Origin of the sequence: Pseudomonas tehranensis (assembly GCF_014268615.1) — a bacterium.
GTDB lineage: Bacteria > Pseudomonadota > Gammaproteobacteria > Pseudomonadales > Pseudomonadaceae > Aquipseudomonas > Aquipseudomonas tehranensis.
The window spans coordinates 1-15,834 of record NZ_JABWQV010000106.1 but is presented as its reverse complement, the minus strand read 5'-3'; the positions used below and the strand labels follow the sequence as shown (position 1 = coordinate 15,834).

Annotated in this window: 13 protein-coding genes; 5 read left to right on the top strand and 8 right to left on the bottom strand. The window is 60.5% G+C overall.

Features of this window, described 5'->3' with window-relative positions:
• Positions 1-159: 159 nt before the first annotated feature.
• Both pncB and nadE read left to right on the top strand, forming a co-directional pair.
• Entirely contained in the window at positions 160-1,365 is a 1,206-nt protein-coding gene (gene pncB / locus HU811_RS16155; protein WP_047227331.1) for a nicotinate phosphoribosyltransferase, read from the top strand.
• 23 nt (positions 1,366-1,388) lie between these two features.
• Positions 1,389-2,216: an NAD(+) synthase gene (gene nadE, locus HU811_RS16150; RefSeq protein WP_047227330.1), complete on the top strand. Its 828-nt coding sequence runs from the start codon at positions 1,389-1,391 to the stop codon at positions 2,214-2,216.
• 178 nt (positions 2,217-2,394) lie between these two features.
• Here nadE and azu read toward each other — a convergent pair whose 3' ends face one another.
• Positions 2,395-2,841 carry an azurin gene (gene azu / locus HU811_RS16145; protein ID WP_186656912.1) on the bottom strand — a complete coding sequence of 149 codons (447 nt, stop codon included), beginning with the start codon at positions 2,839-2,841 and terminating at the stop codon, positions 2,395-2,397.
• Positions 2,842-2,997: 156 nt separating this feature from the next.
• Between azu and HU811_RS27590 the strand changes: the two genes are divergently transcribed.
• The 3 genes from HU811_RS27590 (at position 2,998) to HU811_RS16135 (ending at position 4,033) form a co-directional block, all read left to right on the top strand.
• A complete protein-coding gene (locus tag HU811_RS27590; RefSeq protein WP_256244068.1) occupies positions 2,998-3,123 on the top strand; it encodes a hypothetical protein in 126 nt (41 codons plus the stop codon).
• A gap of 62 nt (positions 3,124-3,185) precedes the next feature.
• Positions 3,186-3,773, top strand: coding sequence for a cytokinin riboside 5'-monophosphate phosphoribohydrolase (locus HU811_RS16140; protein ID WP_092395778.1), 588 nt, complete (start codon positions 3,186-3,188; stop codon positions 3,771-3,773).
• Between the two features lie 68 nt (positions 3,774-3,841).
• On the top strand, positions 3,842-4,033 hold the full coding sequence (locus HU811_RS16135) for a hypothetical protein (RefSeq protein ID WP_047227327.1): 192 nt from the start codon (positions 3,842-3,844) through the stop codon (positions 4,031-4,033).
• A gap of 107 nt (positions 4,034-4,140) precedes the next feature.
• On the opposite strand, the gene HU811_RS16130 is transcribed toward HU811_RS16135, so the two are convergent.
• The 7 genes from HU811_RS16130 to HU811_RS16100 all read right to left on the bottom strand — a co-directional run bounded on the left by HU811_RS16130 (position 4,141) and on the right by HU811_RS16100 (position 15,713).
• A complete protein-coding gene (locus HU811_RS16130; protein WP_186656911.1) occupies positions 4,141-5,034 on the bottom strand; it encodes a transglutaminase family protein in 894 nt (297 codons plus the stop codon).
• Entirely contained in the window at positions 5,034-7,520 is a 2,487-nt protein-coding gene (locus HU811_RS16125) for a circularly permuted type 2 ATP-grasp protein (RefSeq protein ID WP_186656910.1), read from the bottom strand. The genes HU811_RS16130 and HU811_RS16125 overlap by 1 nt, the downstream gene beginning before the upstream one ends.
• Before the next feature lie 188 nt (positions 7,521-7,708).
• Positions 7,709-10,999: a transglutaminase family protein gene (locus HU811_RS16120; RefSeq protein WP_186656909.1), complete on the bottom strand. Its 3,291-nt coding sequence runs from the start codon at positions 10,997-10,999 to the stop codon at positions 7,709-7,711.
• Positions 11,000-11,174: 175 nt separating this feature from the next.
• Positions 11,175-11,636, bottom strand: coding sequence for a hypothetical protein (locus HU811_RS16115; protein WP_214913586.1), 462 nt, complete (start codon positions 11,634-11,636; stop codon positions 11,175-11,177).
• The gene (locus HU811_RS16110; protein WP_186656908.1) at positions 11,637-12,098 is read right to left on the bottom strand and encodes a hypothetical protein; all 462 of its coding nucleotides are present in this window, start codon (positions 12,096-12,098) and stop codon (positions 11,637-11,639) included.
• Positions 12,098-13,015, bottom strand: coding sequence for an Ssp4 family T6SS effector (gene ssp4, locus HU811_RS16105; RefSeq protein ID WP_186656907.1), 918 nt, complete (start codon positions 13,013-13,015; stop codon positions 12,098-12,100). Before ssp4 ends, HU811_RS16110 begins: the two co-directional genes overlap by 1 nt.
• Positions 13,016-13,412: 397 nt before the next feature.
• A complete protein-coding gene (locus HU811_RS16100; protein ID WP_092395764.1) occupies positions 13,413-15,713 on the bottom strand; it encodes a YgiQ family radical SAM protein in 2,301 nt (766 codons plus the stop codon).
• Positions 15,714-15,834: the final 121 nt, after the last annotated feature.

Here is a 15,834-nt window from a genome sequence, read left to right as displayed (position 1 = left end):
GGGGATAAATCCCCTCGCCACAGATAAATCTTTTGCCACAAAGAAACAGTGACGAAAAATCGCTGGCAATACTGCCCAGGGTTATGCGCCACTAGCCCCTTCACCACCAACCGCTGCACCCCGCTGCCCGCCGCAGCGGCCTGTCTGGAGATTCCCGCCATGAGCGAGAGTGTGTTTGCCGATCGCATCGTGCAGAACCTGCTCGACACCGACTTCTACAAGCTGACGATGATGCAGGCGGTGCTGCACAACTACCCCAACGTCGAAGTCGAATGGGAATTTCGCTGCCGCAACAGCGAAGACCTGCGCCCCTATCTGGCGGAGATCCGCTTTCAGATCGAACGCTTGGCCGAGCTGAGCCTGAGCGTCGACCAGTTGGGCTTCCTGGAGCGCATCAGCTTCCTCAAACCCGATTTCCTGCGTTTTCTAGGCCTGTTCCGTTTCAATCTGCGCTATGTACACACCGGCATCGAGAACGGCGAGCTATTTATCCGCCTGCGTGGGCCATGGTTGCATGTGATTCTGTTCGAAGTGCCGCTGCTGGCCATTGTCAGCGAAGTGCGCAATCGCTATCGCTACCGCGAGATCGTTCTGGAACAGGCGCGCGAACAGCTGTATCGCAAGTTCGACTGGCTGACCGCCAACGCCAGCGCCGACGAATTGTCCGAACTGCAAGTCGCGGACTTCGGCACCCGACGGCGGTTCTCCTACCGCGTTCAGGAAGAAGTGGTCAACGTGCTCAAGCACGACTTCCCCGGGCGCTTTGTCGGCACCAGCAATGTGCACCTGTCCCGGGAGCTGGACATGAAACCCCTGGGCACCATGGCCCACGAATGGATCATGGCCCATCAGCAACTGGGCCCGCGGCTGATCGACAGTCAGATCGCTGCCCTCGATTGCTGGGTGCGTGAGTACCGGGGCCTGCTGGGAATCGCACTGACCGATTGCATCACCATGGACGCTTTCCTCAAGGACTTCGATCTGTTCTTCGCCAAGCTGTTCGACGGCTTGCGCCATGACTCCGGGGACCCGGTCATCTGGGCTGAAAAAGCCATTGCTCACTACCACAAGCTCGGTATCGACCCGATGAGCAAGACGCTGGTGTTCTCCGATAGCCTGACGCTGCCCAAATGCCTGGAGATTTTTCGGGCATTGCGTGGTCGCATTAATGTCAGCTTCGGTATCGGCACCAACCTGACGTGTGACATCCCGGGTGTGGAGCCGATGAGCATCGTGCTTAAAATGATCAGCTGTGACGGGCAACCCGTGGCCAAGATTTCAGACGAGCCCGGCAAGACCCACTGCAAAGACCCGAATTTCGTCGCCTACATGCGACACGTTTTCCAAGTACCTGCCGCCCTTTGACACACCAAGCAAGGAGTGAATTCATGCAAGCCGTACAGCGTGAGATTGCTGAACAGCTCAAGGTTCAGCCACCGTTCGCCGATGACGCCGCCCTCAAGGCCGAAGTCGCTCGTCGGGTGGGCTTTATCCAGGATTGTCTGGTCAACTCCGGACTCAAGACCCTCGTACTGGGCATCAGCGGCGGGGTCGATTCGCTGACCGCCGGCCTGCTGGCCCAACGTGCAGCGCGCGAGCTGCGGGAGAAAACCGGCAACGCCGCCTACAAGTTCATTGCCGTGCGCCTGCCGTACGAAACCCAGTTCGACGAACATGAAGCCCAGGCCTGTGTGGACTTCATCGAGCCGGACGAGCGCCATACCGTCAACATCGGTCCGGCAGTCAAGGCACTGGCCAAGGAAGTGCTGGCGTTCGAAGGCAAAGGGCCGGGCTCCCGGGATTTCGTGCTGGGCAATACCAAGGCGCGGATGCGCATGGTGGCGCAGTACACCATCGCCGGTGCCGAGCAAGGCCTGGTCATCGGCACCGACCATGCGGCCGAAGCCGTGATGGGTTTCTTCACCAAGTTCGGTGACGGCGCCTGTGACCTGGCCCCGCTGAGCGGCCTGGTGAAAAACCAGGTTCGGGCCATCGCCCGAGACTTCGGCGCGCCGGAATCGCTGGTAGAAAAAGTCCCCACTGCCGACCTTGAAGACCTGTCGCCCGGCAAGCCCGACGAAGCCGCCCACGGCGTGACCTATGGCGAGATCGATGCATTCCTGCATGGGCTGCCGGTGCGCGAAGAAGCGGCCAGAATCATTTGCGAGACCTATCGCAAGACCGAGCACAAGCGGGTGATGCCGTACGCCCCGTAACTACCGCTATGGTGGAGAGTCCCACTGTGGGAGCGAGCCTGCTCGCGATGGCGCCGCATCAGTCATATTGACGCTGACTGACACACCGCTATCGCGAGCAGGCTCGCTCCCACAGGGCTCGGTTATTTGGCATAAAAAAAGCGCCCTGCACGGGGCGCTTTTTTGTGCCTGAAATTGATTACTTCAGGGTAACGGTGCCTTTCATCATCGAGATGTGGCCCGGGAACGAGCAGAAGAAACCGTATTTCTCATCGGCGCTCAGTTTCGACACATCGAACGTCACCGAGTCTGTCTCCTTGGCCCCAATGAGCTTGGTGTGGGCGATGATGCGGGCATCACCTTCTTTCAGGTAGTCCTTGTCGATACCGGCAGTCAGGCCATCGGTAGCAATCGGCTGCATGTCAGCCTCTTTGCTCAGTACCCAGTTATGGCCCATGACGTTCTTCGGCAAGTTGCCTGAGTGAGTCAGTTCTACCGTGAAGGTCTTGCAGCTCTTGTCGATCTCGATGGCCTTGGTGCTGAAGGACATCTGGTCGGTCGAGTCGATGGTGGTCTTGCACTCGGCTGCCATCAGCTGGCTGCTGGCCAGCGTCAACAGGGATACTGCAGCAAGTTTGGCAAACATGGTGAATCTCCAAGGCATGGTTAGAAAAATTCCGTCAATGGGGAAGACTGCCTGAATTTCAGACAAGTTCCTATGACCTGAGTCAAAGATTGTATACAACTTAAGGCTATCAGCCTGATGAGCATAATCAACCAGCCAAAGGTATGAGGCGCCCCTATGATCGGCTCCATCACCTCTCTGGAGTACCGCATCATGAACCTCAACAGCCTGCTGTGCAGCCTGCTTGCCGCCTACGCCTGCGGTGCGAGTGGCACCTACGAAAAACCCCAGCGCGAGGTTTAATTTGCTTTGCGCAACCAAAGCCAGGCTTTACTCTGGTCCCGTTACTGACCACGGAGTAAGGCATGTCTTTAGCGTCTGTTTGTGTATTTTGCGGCGCCAGCACCGGTAGCCACCCAGCCTATCGTGAAGCGGCGCAGGCCTTGGGGCGCGCGTTGGCGGAACGAAAGCTGACCCTGGTCTATGGCGGCGGCGCGGTCGGCCTGATGGGCATCGTCGCCGATGCAGCCCTGGCGGCCGGCGGCGAAGTGATCGGCATCATCCCGCAGAGCCTCAAAGACAAGGAAATCGGCCACAGCGGCCTCACCCGCCTGGAAATCGTGGACGGCATGCACGCGCGCAAGGCGCGCATGGCTCAGCTCAGCGATGCTTTCATCGCCCTGCCTGGCGGCCTTGGCACGCTGGAGGAGTTGTTCGAAGTCTGGACCTGGGGCCAGCTCGGCTATCACGGCAAACCGCTGGGGCTGCTGGAAGTGAACGGTTTCTACAGCAAACTCACCGGTTTTCTTGATCATATCGTCGGCGAAGGCTTCGTCCGTGAGCCCCACCGTGACATGCTGCAAGTGAGCGAATCACCCCACCACCTGCTCGATGCGCTGGATGAATGGCAACCGTCGGTGCAGCCAAAGTGGGCCGAACAAAAACCCAGCTAACGGCTCGACCCCGATACAGGGCAGAATACGCGCCGCTCAACCTCACCTTCGACCCCAGAGGATCGCCCATGGCCAAACCCAATTATTCCTTCGCCAAACGTCAGAGAGACTTGGCCAAGGAGCAGAAGAAAGAGGAAAAGCTTCAGCGCAAGAAAGCTACCGCTGAAGAAGAAGCAGCAGCACTGACCCCGGATACCGAAGGCGACGTGGCAGCAGACGTTGATGTTGATGCACCGAAAGATCAGACGCCCGACGCCTGATACCCTCAGGGCCCGATGATCTGATCCGGCCCCCCGGTTCTGTGTCCAGGGTCGGCAGCCTCGCTGCCGGCCCTCACAGCCCAGTCCGTTCCCACACTGGGATCGGTTTACGATTCAAGCGGCATCACCGTCACCCGCACTTCGGGGTCATGATCCCCGCCGCCCAGAATGACTCCCCGCAACGGCGACACATCGGAAAAATCCCGGCCCCAGGCCAGCGTGATGTGTTCCAGCGCCGGCTGCACGTTGTTGGTCGGGTCGAAGTCCACCCAGCCCAGCACTGGGCAAAACACCGAGATCCAGGCGTGCGAGGCATCGGCACCGATCAACCGTGGCTGACCCGGCGGTGGTTGAGTCAACAGGTAGCCGCTGACATAACGCGCCGCCAACCCGCGGGAGCGCACGCAGGCCAGCATCAGGTGGGCAAAGTCCTGGCAAACACCCCGCCGCCGCTCCAGCACCTCCACCAGCGGCGTTGCCACCTGGGTGGCTTCGGCATCGAAGGTGAACTCTTCGAAGATCTTTTCCATCAGCGCCTGAACACCGAACATCAATGGACGCCCTGGCGCGAAACAGCTTTCGGAAAACTCGACGAAGCTGCGCTTGAGGTGCACATAGGGTGACTCGAAACGATAGCGGCAGGCATCCAGCAAGGGAGCAGCCAGTGGCCGGCCGCTGTAGGTCAACGCATGACAGGTTGACTCCCAGGCGGGGGACAAACTGAAGTCCAGCACAGGACGCGCCAACACTTCCACGCTCAGACGCGCGTTGACCAGCAACTCGTCATGGGGCCGTTCGAACGCCAGGCGGGTCAGTGGGTTGCCGAACACATCCAGCTCATCGCGGCGGGTCGTCGGCTCCGGGCTGATCAACAACTGCTGCTCGGTGCAACGCTGCCACTCACAGGGGCGCGGCCACAGATGAGCAAGCTGCTGGGCCAGGGATACCGGGCTGTCGTAGTGGTAATGGGTATCGTGGAAGATCTGGTAACGAGCGCTCATCAGACGGACACCGTGCGCTGGCTGACGTCATCGACGTGAGCGAAATGACGCAAGGCCAGGCGATCGGACACCTGGCCGCTGACGTCGGCCACTTCCTGCAACAGATCGGCCAAGCCATCGAGGGCTGCGCGCAGGCTGGCTTCGCCGAACAGCGGATTCTCCAGGCAACGCAGGTCAAAGCATGACAAGCGTGCGACCAGCTCTGGCAAGGCGGTTTCCCTGGGCGCGCCGAAGTCATCGTTCAAGCGCTTGAGGGTACGGGCCACCAGTTTCAATTGGAAGAGCACCGCGTGAGGGTTTTGTTCGTCCAGCAACAGCAGGTCAAGCACCGGGATCAACTGAGCCACCGCCAGGTAACGCGAACGATAGGTGATGCTGCTGTTGCCCAGTTCCAGCAGCCAGTCCAGTCCGGCCTGGTCGAACACCGCATCACCGCGCAGGAACGCCGCCAGGCTGCTGCTGAGAAATTGCAGGCGCTCCAGGCGACGACCGATCATCAGGAAACGCCAGCCCTCGTCGCGGGTCATGTCGTCCAAAGCGAACCCGGACAACGCCGCCAGGGACATCACCAAACGGTTGAGAAAATCCAGCAACTCACCGAAATCCGGCTCCGCGGTTTCCAGTTCCATGGCTTCGCGCTGCAACTCCACCAGTGCCTGCCAGTTCTCCCGGGACAGCTTGCCGCGAACCTGAGAGGCCGCCCACTGCAATCGCTGCAGGTTGGAACGCAGGCTGAACGACCAATCGTCCCCCAACAACGCCGCCAGCAGTCGCTCGGGCAGCTCGCCCTCCTCTGGCAACAGCATCAGGCTTTCCCCCAGGGACACCGCCGACTGCAGCGCTTGCGGGTCGTCGCCATCGACATAGCGCGCCAGCATGATCCGCAGCAGCCGCGCGCTGTCGTCACAGCGCTCGCAGTAGCGACCGAACCAGAACAGATTTTCCACGACGCGGGACGGCAGGTAGGGATCACGTCGAACCAGATCGTGGACGCCCACGGTTCGCTGGGCCTTCCATTGTTCGCCACTGGGCGCCTGTTCTCCCAGGACCCAAGTGTCCTTGCTGGCGCCGCCTCGCTGCATCGATACCACTTCGGCGTCGGCCTCGGCCGCCACGCGGGTCAGGCCGCCCGGCAGCACCCGATAGTCATCCTCCCCGGAAACGGCATACACACGCATGCCGATGGCCCGCGGCTGAAGCTGACCGTCTTCGGCCTGCCAGACCGGTGCCTGGGACAGCTGCGCCAGTTCCTGGGCGACATAGGCGTAGGGACGCGCCTGCATGCGCGCGGCCAGAAGTGCACGCTGTTGTTCGTTCAGGTCGCGCCCCAATACCGGGCTGAAGCTTTGGGAAGGAAACGCCGGTTTGATCAGCAAATGCGGCAGTTTTTCCAAGGCCTGGGCCAGGACCGGCGGCTCACCGCACCACCAGGTGGCGATGGACGGCAGTATCAGTTCCTCACCGAACAGAAACTGGCTGATCTTGGGCAAAAAGCCCAACAGGCCCGGTGATTCCAGCACGCCGCTGCCCAAGGCATTGGCCACCAGCACCCGGCCCTGGCGCACCGCCTCCAACAATCCCGGTACACCCAGGGCCGAATCGGTGCGCAGCTCCAACGGGTCGCAGAAATCATCGTCGAGCCGGCGCATGATGGCGTGGACCCGTCGTAGCCCGCTCAGGGTCTTGAGGTAAACCGTGGCGTCGCGCACGGTCAGGTCGCTGCCTTCCACCAGCGGATAGCCCAGCTGGCGCGCCAGGTAAAGGTGTTCGAAATAGCTTTCGTTGAACCGCCCGGGCGTCAACAGCACCACCAGCGGCGACTCGCCATCACTGGGGGCCTGACGCGCAAGGGTCTGCTGCAAGGTGCGGAAGAAACCGGCCAGGTGCTTGACCTTCAGGTCACGATACAAGTCGGGAAAGGCCCGGGAGACGATCATGCGATTTTCCAGCGCATACCCGGCCCCCGAAGGCGCCTGGGTCCGATCCGCCGTGACCCACCAGCGACCGTCGGGCGCACGGGCCAGGTCTACGGCATACAGGTGCAGGAAAATGCCGTCCGGCGGTGTGATGCCCTGGCACGGCCAGAGAAAATTGTTGTGCCCGAACACCAGTTCCGCCGGCAGCAGCCCCTCACTGATCAGCCGTTGCGGCCCGTACAGGTCGGCCAGTACTGCGTTGAGCAAGCGGGCACGCTGGGCGATGCCCGCCGACAGCTGCTTCCACTCCTGCGCATCGATCGCATGGGGCAGCAGGTCCAGCTCCCACGGCCGGTCGGCGCCCTTCGGGTCCGCATAGACGTTGTAAGTGACACCGTTTTCCTGGATCTGCCGGGCCAACAGTGCCTGACGCTGGAGCAGTTGGGCCGGCGTACTGCGCTGCAAATGGTCGAGCAGACGGCGCCAGTGCTCGCGCACCGCGCCGCTGTCGTCCAACAGTTCGTGATAGGTGCCCGTCGTCAGCGGGTAACGGTCAAGCAGGTCAGGCATGGAAAGCTCGGCAGACAGCAATGAAACGTGAGACTAGCGCAAGCGCATGACGCCCGGATAGGTGGAAGATTGTGACAAGGCGCTGGGGGTGCCCTGTAGGAGCTGCCGGAGGCTGCGATCTTTTGATCTTTCACTTGGGACCCAAGTGTCTGGGGGAAAGATCGCAGCCTCGTTGCACTCGACAGCGCCTACATTGAAGCCCCTGGAAAACGTCGCAGATCGAGCGTGAGGGGAAACTCGTCATCCACTGCCAGGTTGGGTATCGGAAGTTTCCCAGGTGTGTGCCCGAGACGGAAAAAACGCGCCATTCGCCGACTTTCAGCCTCGTTGGCATTCACCGGCAGGCTGTCGTAGTTGCGTCCGCCTGGATGGGCCACATGGTACTGGCAGCCACCCACTGAACGTTGCGTCCAGGTGTCGAGCAGATCGAAGACCAGCGGCGCGTGGACCGGGATGGTCGGTTGCAGGCAGTTGGCCGGTTGCCAGGCGCGAAAACGCACCCCGGCGACAAATTCGCCGACCCGCCCGGTGGCTTGAAGCGGCACCGGTATACCGTTGCAGGTCAGCAGATAGCGTTGCGGCGCCAGGCCGCTGAGCTTGACCTGCAAACGTTCAAGAGAAGAGTCCACATACCGCACGGTGCCACCCACCGCGCCCTCCTCCCCCAGCACATGCCAGGGTTCAAGGGCCTGGCGCAATTGCAGTTCGATGCCGCTGACCGCGTAATCGCCCACCTTGGGAAAACGAAACTCCAGGTGCGCTGCGAACCACTCGGCCCGCAGCGGGTAACCGGCGGCGTTCAATTCATTGATGACGTCGGCAAAATCCTGTTCGATAAAATGCGGCAACAGGAAGCGGTCATGCAACTCAGTCCCCCAGCGCGCCAGTTTCGCGGGCGCATAGGGTTCACGCCAGAACCGCGCCACCAGCGCCCGCAGCAATAGCTGCTGGGCCAGGCTCATACGGGCGTGGGGCGGCATTTCAAAAGCCCGCAGCTCCAACAGACCAAGACGCCCGGTGGCGCCGTCCGGCGAATAGAGTTTGTCGATGCAAAATTCGGCACGATGGGTGTTGCCGGTCACGTCGATCAACAGGTTGCGCAACAATCGATCAACCAGCCAGGGCGGACACTCTTCGCCAGCCTGCGGCATTTGTGCGAAGGCGATTTCCAGCTCATACAACGCATCGTTGCGCGCTTCGTCCACCCGCGGTGCCTGGGACGTCGGCCCGATGAACAAGCCGGAAAACAGGTAGGACAACGACGGGTGGTTATGCCAGTAGCTGATGAGACTGCGCAGCAGGTCAGGACGCCGTAGAAAGGGGGAGTCCGCCGGAGTCGCGCCCCCCAGTACGAAATGGTTACCACCACCGGTGCCGGTGTGCCGACCGTCGATCATGAATTTCTCGGTGGTCAGCCGGGTCTGTCGCGCCTCTTCGTAAAGAAACTCGGTGCGCTCCACCAGTTCATCCCAGGTCGCGGACGGCTGCACGTTCACCTCGATCACGCCCGGATCGGGGGTGATGCGAAAGTTACTCAGGCGCGGGTCGCTCGGTGGCTCATAGCCTTCCAACAGTACCGGGCAATGCAGCTCCTCGGCTGTCGCCTCGATGGCGCTGACCAGCTCCAGATAGTCCTCGACCCGCTCCAAAGGCGGCATGAACAGGTACAAGCGCCCCTCGCGAGCCTCAGCACAAAACGCCGTGCGGGTCAGCCAGTCGGCGGATTCGTCAATCTGTGGGGCACGATCCTGCTCGGTTGCAGGCTCACCGTGACGGGCCAGGTGTTCGGCGTTGGGCAGCGCCGCCAGGTCCTGGTTCGGGTCGGTGGGATGAATGAAAGGGTATTCGGCCGCTGTCACCCATGGCTGGGAAGCCAATGGCAGGCGATAACCCAGGGGCGAATCCCCCGGTACCAACCGGCAGTGACTATCGCGCAGGTACCATCGACCGCTTTGCCATTGATCGCCCTTGGCGGTACGCGTCAGCGGCAGGACCTGCCCGATCACTTTGTCCAGGCCCTGACTGAAGACCTTGCGCAACCGTTCCCGCTCCAAAGCATCTTCCAGGCGTGGGTCCTGGGCCGTGACGTTCGATGGCAATGCACCTTCGCGCCAGAGGTAATAGAAATTGTCCTCGTAGGCTGGGAACACGAATCGCGCAGGAATTTTCAAACGCTCGGCAACGCTGGTCAGAAAGCGCCCGGCCATTTCGCCGTCGGCGCCGTAGTCCTGCTGCTCGTCGGCGATCAACGCGCTGTTGTGCCAGATCGGCACCCCGTCACGCCGCCAATAGCAGTTGAGCGACCAGCGCGGCAACTGCTCACCGGGGTACCACTTGCCTTGGCCAAAATGCACAAGCCCCTGGGGCGCATAATGCTTGCGCATGCGCTGGAACAGCTCGGCGGAGAGGCGACGTTTGTCCGGCCCCAGCGCCGCGGTGTTCCACTCGGCGCCGTCCGGGTCATCGATCGAGACGAAGGTCGGTTCGCCCCCCATGGTCAGGCGCACATCGCCTTCCAGCAGGTCGGCATCAATTTTCCGGCCCAACGCCTGAATCGCCAGCCACTGTTCTTCGGTGTAGGGCTTTGTGACCCGTGGCGCTTCCCAGATCCGCTCGACGGACATTTCGTGGCTGAATTCGCACTCGCACGGTTCCACCAAGCCACTGATGGGCGCCGCCGAGGACGGATCGGGACTACAGGCCAACGGGATATGCCCTTCACCAGCGAACAACCCGGACGTCGCATCCAGGCCGATCCAGCCGGCACCGGGCAGGTAGACCTCGCACCAGGCATGCAAGTCGGTGAAATCCACCTCGGTGCCGGACGGACCGTCGAGGCTTTTCACATCGGCGGTCAACTGGATCAGGTAGCCGGAAACGAACCGCGCGGCCAGGCCGAGGTTGCGCAACAACTGCACCAGCAACCAGGCCGAGTCGCGGCAGGAACCGGACGCATGCTCCAGGGTGTGCTCCGGGGTCTGGACGCCCGGCTCCATACGGATCAGGTAGTTGATGTCTTCGCTCAGGCGCTGGTTGAGCGCCACCAGGAAATCCACCGCCGGCAACGGCGTGCGGTCGATGCCGTCCAGATAGGCCTGGAATCTCGGCGTCAACGGCAGGGTTTCAAGGTAAGGCGCCAACTCCTTGCGCTCGTCGGCGGCATAGGTGAACGGGATTTTTTCCGCGTAGGGTTCCAGGAAAAAGTCGAACGGATTGAACACCGCCATTTCCGCCAGCAGATCGACTTCAATGCGCAGCTCCCGGGTTTTCTCGGGAAACACCAACCGCGCCAGGTAATTGCCCTGGGGATCCTGCTGCCAGTTGATGAAATGCTGATCGGGCGCGACCTTCAGCGCATAAGAAAGAATCCGCGTGCGGCTGTGGGCCGCCGGGCGCAGGCGAACGATCTGCGGACCGAGCTCGACAGCGCGGTCGTACCGGTAATGCGTGACATGGTGCAATGCGACGTGAATCGACACGACGTACCTCCTGCAAGCCTGGGCGTTATCGAAAGCGGCGCAAGACTTATGCCATGCAGGCAGGCCCGACACTTTCTTCGTCTACTCACGGCAGTAGAGCACTAAAAGCGCGCGATGCTCGCATTCGGGTGCAAAGGTAAGCACATAAATGTAGCAGCGGTGGTAGCGAATCGACTCAACGCCGTGAGCGGGAGGCCTTGGCGGCCTGGATGAAGCGTTCGCGTTGGCGGCGGACTTCTACCAGCTTGCTGCGCATTTCGCGGTGACGTTTGCTGTTGAGCAGTAGCAGCCCGAGCAATGGAAAAAACAGACCCGCCGCATAAACGAATCGATTCGGGCGATAACCAATAGTCGGCAAGACACACAACAGACAGGCCACAAAGAGCCCGGCAAACACCCAGACCCAACCCGCTCTGCCGCGCGCGACCATAAAGTTGCTATGGACCAGAACCAACGTACAAATAGCAATGCATACAGCGGAAATTTTCGCTTGGCTCGACAACGTAGCGCGCACAAAAAAACTGTCGAGAAGAGCAAAGAGCGCCAGTAAACACGATATTTTCGCCACGAATATCGTCGCGATGAAGGTCGGAAAGTAGCGCTTCATAAAATGGATGAAAGTCGGATAGTTTTCCACCTAGCGTCCTTTCCTTTTCTTCTGCAGACGGACGGCAGACCTCATCGCCATACGCTCCTCGCGCAACTCCAACAACTTTTGGCGCATCTCTCGATGGCGCTTGCTGTTGAGCAATAGCAGCCCCAGCAACGGAAACAACAACCCAGTCACATAGGCGACGGGATGCGGCTTGTAGCCGTAGGTGGGGAGGACAGTGAAGAGACACGCCAGATAGAACACAACGATGGCACGAACACCCCATGACCGCCCCCTGATCATGACGAAATGACTCAACGCCAAGAGCAGAGAGAGGATCAGCGCAACCAGAAAAGAATATTTGGCCCGTTCGGGATCGCCTCGAAAGTAAGTACTGGAGACTAATGAAATTGAAGCGGAAACCGCGAAACAGGCTAGAAAAAAGGCGCAGATGAAGGTCGGGAAATAATGAGCAAGGAAAGTGTTCAATGAATGCTTGCGGTCCATTATTCAACTTCCTCATACAGCCCCACGGCAATGGTCTTCAAATTCCCAGACAAGCTACTGCCCGTTAAGCCGATGGCGGCCCCCAGAGAGTCGCGAATCTGGGTCACGGTCGCGTGATTGATCTGGGTGGCCGTGAAACGCTTTGCAAGCGTCCCCGAACGCTGGCGAAGCTTCAATAATTTGTTAGTCAGGCTTGGGTCCTTCAGTGTTAACAACTCTTTGGTCAATGCCTTTCTTTGCTGACGAGTCAAACCTTTGGAAAGCTCGTACCAACTCCTGCCCGTCGAGACCTTCCTCGCTTGCAAGAGCTTGAGGGTTGTTAAAGTGGACGCCCCGGCTCCCAGCAATGATGCGGCATCCAACACTGGCATTGCGTAGCGATACCAGTCCTCACTGTCCATATCATCATTAGCGGCTGGATCGTTGAGTTCGTTGTAGGTACGCATGCTTCCAACCACGCACTGCGCGGTACTGGCAGCGGCGGCGGTTGCCCCAACGGCTGTGACGACCAGACTTGCACCCGCTGTAAATGGAACAGCGATCGTGCCACTGAAAACCACAATCCAGCCCAGAATGGCGCCAGCGCAGGATAACGTCGTATTGACAGCCTCCCCCACTAAACGAGACTCACGCGGGTTGTTCTTTACCTGATCAGCAAACTGAGCCGGTGCAATGTACTTCTGCGCCTCGCGCAAGATGATCCGCTTGGGCTTGATACTGCAAATCGGCTTGAACTCGCGCAGGGTCACCACATTGAATTCGGCATCGATATACACCACGCCCGCGCCGACGATACTGGGATCGGCGTCGATGGCTGCAAACAGGCGCGGCAGGTTGATCTGGCTTTCGATGCGTTGGCGGGCCATGAACTGGGAGGGGCTGTAGTCCATGCCGATACCCGGTAACGGGTTGCTCATATGAATCGTCCTTGAAAATCCGAGGGTGAGAACTTTATTGCCTGTGTGGCCGTGAGTGCGGGCAAGCCGGGCTCTCCCAGGGCCAACACTGGCATCTGTGGCGAGGGAGCTTGCTCCCGCTGGACGACGCCTGTAGGAGCTGTAGAGTGCAACGAGGCTGCGATCTCTCCCCTGGCAATTGAGCCTCATCCAGTGAAGATCAACAGATCGCAGCCTTCGGCAGCTCCTACAGACGCCGCCGAGCGGGAGCTTGCTCCCTCGCCACAAGAGCGGTGTTTGGCTTTATTGCACGAAACTGACGGGCATTGGCGGGCGCCACGATAGCAAACGAGTAGCACCGCCGCTAGAAAGCAAAACGCCAGCATCTAAGCTGGCGTTTTGCGATGTTGCACGACGATTAGCGCGGCACGACAGGCTTGCGTGCAGGCTTGGGCCCTTTGCCCTTGGCGGCGTCCTTGCGTTCCTTGGCGGCCTGCTGGTTGCGGGCGAATGCCGCAGCCTTGGCTTGCTCGCGCTTGTCCCACGGGTTGCCGCCGTCGCTGGCGCGCGGTGGCAGGCCAGTGTGCTGAGTCAGGATCTTGGTGGTTTCCTTGCCCACCTTGTGGCTGCCAGCCGGCGTCGAGTTTTTGCGCCGGGCGCTCTGGTAGCTGTCGGTGGCCGGCTGATGCAACGGGATCAACTGGTTCTTGCCCGGCCCGATCAGGTCGGCGCGGCCCATGCGGGTCAGCGCTTCGCGCAGCATCGGCCAGCCCTTGGGGTCGTGATAACGCAGGAAGGCCTTGTGCAGGCGGCGCTGCTCCTCGCTCTTGACGATGGTCACCGCATCGCTCTTGTAGGTGACCTTGCGCAGCGGGTTCTTGCCCGAATGGTACATGGCCGTGGCGGTGGCCATCGGCGACGGATAGAACGCCTGCACCTGGTCGGCCCGGAAACCGTTGCCCTTGAGCCACAGCGCCAGGTTCATCATGTCTTCGTCGGTGGTGCCCGGGTGGGCGGCGATGAAGTACGGAATCAGGTACTGCTCTTTGCCGGCTTCCTTGGTGTACTTCTCGAACATCCGCTTGAATTTGTCATAGCTGCCGATGCCCGGTTTCATCATCTGGTTGAGCGGACCTTCCTCGGTATGTTCCGGGGCGATCTTCAGGTAACCACCCACGTGGTGGGTTACCAGTTCCTTGACGTATTCCGGCGACTCGACCGCCAGATCATAACGCAGGCCGGAGGCAATCAGGATCTTCTTCACCCCAGGCAAGGCCCGGGCGCTGCGGTACAACTGGATCAGCGAAGAATGGTCGGTGTTCAGGTTCGGGCAGATGCCAGGGAACACGCAGGACGGCTTGCGGCACGCGGATTCGATTTCCGGGCTCTTGCAGGCAATGCGGTACATGTTCGCGGTCGGGCCGCCGAGGTCGGAAATGACGCCGGTGAAGCCCGGGACCTTGTCGCGGATCTCTTCAATCTCGCGAATGATCGATTCTTCAGAGCGGTTCTGAATGATCCGGCCTTCGTGCTCGGTGATCGAGCAGAAGGTGCAGCCGCCAAAGCAGCCACGCATGATGTTCACCGAGAAACGGATCATCTCGTAGGCCGGGATCTTTTCCTTGCCATACGCCGGGTGTGGAACACGGGCGTAAGGCATGCCAAACACGTAGTCCATTTCCTCGGTGGTCATCGGAATGGGCGGCGGATTGAACCAGACATCGACTTCACCATGCTTCTGAACCAGCGCACGGGCGTTGCCCGGGTTGGTTTCCAAGTGCAGCACGCGGTTGGCGTGAGCATAGAGCACCGCGTCGCCACGAACCTTTTCCACCGACGGCAGACGAATCACTGTCTTGTCGCGGGTCATGCGCGGGCTCGCCAGGATTTGTACGACCTTGGCTTCGCTCGGGTCTTCAACAGGCCCCTTTTCCTGCTCGATCGCGCAGGCTTGAGTGTCCTGGGTGTTCACGTACGGGTTGATGATCTTGTCGATCTTGCCCGGACGGTCGATGCGCGTGGAATCGACTTCGTACCAGCCTTGCGGGGTGTCGCGGCGGATGAAGGCCGTGCCGCGCACGTCGGTAATGTCTTCGATCTTATGGCCGTAAGACAGACGCTGGGCGACCTCGACAATCGCCCGTTCGGCGTTGCCGTAGAGCAGGATGTCGGCGCAGGCATCGATCAGGATCGAGTTGCGCACCCGGTCCTGCCAGTAATCGTAATGGGCGATGCGGCGCAGGGACGCTTCGATACCGCCGAGCACGATCGGCACATGCTTGTAGGCTTCCTTGCAGCGCTGGCTGTAGACCAGGCTCGCGCGGTCCGGCCGCTTGCCCGCCATGCCACCCGGGGTGTAAGCGTCATCGGAACGGATTTTCTTGTCGGCGGTGTAGCGGTTGATCATCGAGTCCATGTTGCCGGCCGCGACGCCAAAAAACAGGTTCGGCTCGCCAAGCTTCATGAAGTCGTCTTTGGACTGCCAGTTCGGTTGGGCAATGATCCCGACGCGAAAGCCTTGGGCTTCCAGCAGCCGACCGATGATCGCCATGCCGAACGAAGGGTGATCGACGTAGGCATCACCGGTCACGATGATGATGTCGCACGAATCCCAGCCGAGCTGATCCATCTCCTCCCTGCTCATGGGCAGGAACGGCGCCGGGCCGAAACATTCGGCCCAGTACTTGGGATAGTCAAATAACGGCTTGGCTGCTTGCATGTCGATGACCGGTATAGAAGATGAAAAATCGCGGGCGCGGAATATAGCACAAAATTTGACCAATTCCGACGGCTATGGTCGGAAATTGGTGGTGCCCCTGTGGGAGCGGGCTTGCTCGCGA

Excerpts from the sequence above, each read along its gene's own strand:
- pncB (WP_047227331.1), top strand. The coding sequence starts at position 160 with ATGAGCGAGAGTGTGTTTGCCGATCGCATCGTGCAGAACCTGCTCGAC.
- nadE (WP_047227330.1), top strand. The coding sequence starts at position 1,389 with ATGCAAGCCGTACAGCGTGAGATTGCTGAACAGCTCAAGGTTCAGCCA.
- azu (WP_186656912.1), bottom strand. The coding sequence starts at position 2,841 with ATGTTTGCCAAACTTGCTGCAGTATCCCTGTTGACGCTGGCCAGCAGC.
- HU811_RS27590 (WP_256244068.1), top strand. The coding sequence starts at position 2,998 with ATGATCGGCTCCATCACCTCTCTGGAGTACCGCATCATGAACCTCAAC.
- HU811_RS16140 (WP_092395778.1), top strand. The coding sequence starts at position 3,186 with ATGTCTTTAGCGTCTGTTTGTGTATTTTGCGGCGCCAGCACCGGTAGC.
- HU811_RS16135 (WP_047227327.1), top strand. The coding sequence starts at position 3,842 with ATGGCCAAACCCAATTATTCCTTCGCCAAACGTCAGAGAGACTTGGCC.
- HU811_RS16130 (WP_186656911.1), bottom strand. The coding sequence starts at position 5,034 with ATGAGCGCTCGTTACCAGATCTTCCACGATACCCATTACCACTACGAC.
- HU811_RS16125 (WP_186656910.1), bottom strand. The coding sequence starts at position 7,520 with ATGCCTGACCTGCTTGACCGTTACCCGCTGACGACGGGCACCTATCAC.
- HU811_RS16110 (WP_186656908.1), bottom strand. The coding sequence starts at position 12,098 with ATGGACCGCAAGCATTCATTGAACACTTTCCTTGCTCATTATTTCCCG.
- ssp4 (WP_186656907.1), bottom strand. The coding sequence starts at position 13,015 with ATGAGCAACCCGTTACCGGGTATCGGCATGGACTACAGCCCCTCCCAG.
- HU811_RS16100 (WP_092395764.1), bottom strand. The coding sequence starts at position 15,713 with ATGCAAGCAGCCAAGCCGTTATTTGACTATCCCAAGTACTGGGCCGAA.